Below are 2,398 nucleotides of genomic sequence, written 5' to 3'. Positions count from 1 at the left end.
TAACAGTCGGCCTAGAAAAAGGCTAGGGTTTATCTCTCCCCTCTTAACATATAATCAGTTAACCCAAGTTGCATTTGTGAGTTGAATCTTGCTCTTGAAAGAAACATGCTCCAAAACTTATTTGAATTCCAGCTTAAATACTACATCAAAGCCACTATCTGTTGATGAGTTATTCAACTGCAGAAACAAAAATCGAAAAAGTTCATATTCAAGTTTTACAACACGTTGAGCAATATCCTTCTGATCTGTTTTTCCAAACTGTTGTTCGTAGCTAACAAACAAATCATTAGTTAGGTATTTTCCAACAACAAGTGACGCATGGTCAAACTCGCCATCGGTTTTTAGTTCGAGATAGTCGAAATCAAGCTTATTCCCAAGAAACTTTGTTAGTTGCGATGATAAGAGAGAAGCTGCTGCATTTTCGGCCATACTCCCACCACTAGCACTTTCGGACACACCCTCACGTTGGTCAACGGATAGCTCGTTCAATCCTTTTCCAAACAGAATATATGATAGCGCATCACCATCATTAATCGAATTGCCGTCGAGCATAAAACTAATTGAAGGAGAGGAAACTGTTCCTTTTATATTTACTGTGAGTTGCTGTTGTATTTTTACTGAATTACGGAACTTATAGGTAGCTTGTATATTCATTTCCGGAGCTATCTTCTCACCTCCGTTGAAACTCATTGTGCCTTCATCAATTTTAAATGTCCTTCCAAAAAGATCATACTGACCACGCACTATATCAACGGTTCCAAATACCTCAAAATAATTATGGTTCTTTATCAGTTCCAAATCGCCCGAAAGTTCAACGCGCATATCTTCGTTTTTGATCCAAGTGTTTTTGGGGATCTTAATTCGCAACTTTCCAGTTAAATCATTAAAATAATCAAACTTGATACTATCTTTCGTAGTCATTTCTTCGGATACCAGAACCAATGAATTCTCCGAGCGACTCATTTTATTCATCTCCCTTACCAATATTGGCTTCGGAAGTGGTGGAGTTTTGAACTTACCCATCATATTAAAAATGAATGGCAAATATACCTCTGCCTTGGGAATGCTCACATTACCACCAAATACTACTTTATCTTTTTCACCACCAAAGGTAGCATCACCGGTTAGTTGTACATTAAATTGCTTATGGTCAAATAGGTTAAACTTGTTGAAGTTTACGTTTATAGCTGAATTACTAATTTTACCCTTGTAAAAATCAGAATTAAAATCAATTTGCCCAGTGGCTTTCATACTCCCATCAGATGTATTTATGCCCAATGTAGTCAACTTGATTTTATCATGCACAAATTCAACTTTGAACGCTATATCATTATATTTTACTCCATATTGTATAATTCGCAATGAACCATCTACCAACTGCAAGTTTCCCTTAGGATCAGGTGATTCAACAGTTCCTTTCACAGTAACTTCCCCATCCATAACCCCTTTTATTTCTTCCGTCAGGTTGAGTATTTGGAATATTGCCATTGGGAAATGATCGACCGAAAGATGAGCAAAAACGGAATCCCTAGGATTAAATCGGAAACTGGCACTGTCCAACTTAATATGCAATGGTAATTCACCCGAGAGCTCAATACGACCATTATCCTGTATTATAATTTGAGATTCCAGTTTTAAAATATTGGAACGATAATCGATATTTCCACCAAATTTATTTATTTCATACTTATTAAAAATGGCCTCATCAATTCCAAATGTACCGTTTAAAGTAGGAGAACTCGCCACCCCGCTCAAATGCATGTCCAAATTAAGATTGCCTGAGGCATCTATTTTCTGTCCAAACAATTTAGCCATCTCCTGAATATCAATATTTGCCAATTTGAGTTTCAAATCTTCTTTCCCTTTCATACTGAATATTCCATTGGCTGAAACATACTGATCGCTTCCAGTATTGTTGGATGCTAACTTAAAGTCTGAGATCCTGTAATTGACTGAATCTATTTCAATAGTTGCTGGAGATTGTTGCAATGCCCAATTTTGATCTCTGTAACCGATTAACAAATCATCCAGCTGTATTCTAATTTTTTTGCCCAAGTTTATTCCTGCTTTCAGCGAAGTATTCAGATCGTGGTTTAGCAACTGAGCGCTAACGTAAGCAAACTTTGGACTGGCATCTATATCAATTGCTACCGAGTCCAACTGAAACGATTCATTTCGTATGTTTTTCACCAACAAATGGGCATTCAATGTGGTATCGGACTTTGTAAGTTTCCCGTTGGCTTTCAAAATAATACTTTCAACAAACACACTATCATAAACTGTTTTATTTAAGGCTATTATAGACTCAATAGTTCGGTAAGATTTATGCCGCAATTTTACCGTAATCCAACAAATCATTGACGATTTTTTTATTTTTTGCGGTGTTTGGGTTTATTGC

General features: G+C 36.5%; 1 protein-coding gene. It reads right to left on the bottom strand.

The window, feature by feature from the left end; genetic code table 11:
* Positions 1–117: 117 nt before the first annotated feature.
* Positions 118–2,358, bottom strand: a complete 2,241-nt coding sequence (locus tag BLS65_RS17580; RefSeq protein ID WP_092441090.1) for a translocation/assembly module TamB domain-containing protein — start codon at positions 2,356–2,358, stop codon at positions 118–120.
* Between the last annotated feature and the right edge of the window lie 40 nt (positions 2,359–2,398).

The sequence above is a fragment of the Williamwhitmania taraxaci genome, from assembly GCF_900096565.1.
Taxonomy (GTDB): domain Bacteria; phylum Bacteroidota; class Bacteroidia; order Bacteroidales; family Williamwhitmaniaceae; genus Williamwhitmania; species Williamwhitmania taraxaci.
This window is presented reverse-complemented; position numbering and strand designations above follow the sequence as displayed.

What these genes read in the sequence shown, in the direction of transcription:
- BLS65_RS17580 (WP_092441090.1), bottom strand. Translation starts at nt 2,358, where the DNA reads ATGATTTGTTGGATTACGGTAAAATTGCGGCATAAATCTTACCGAACT.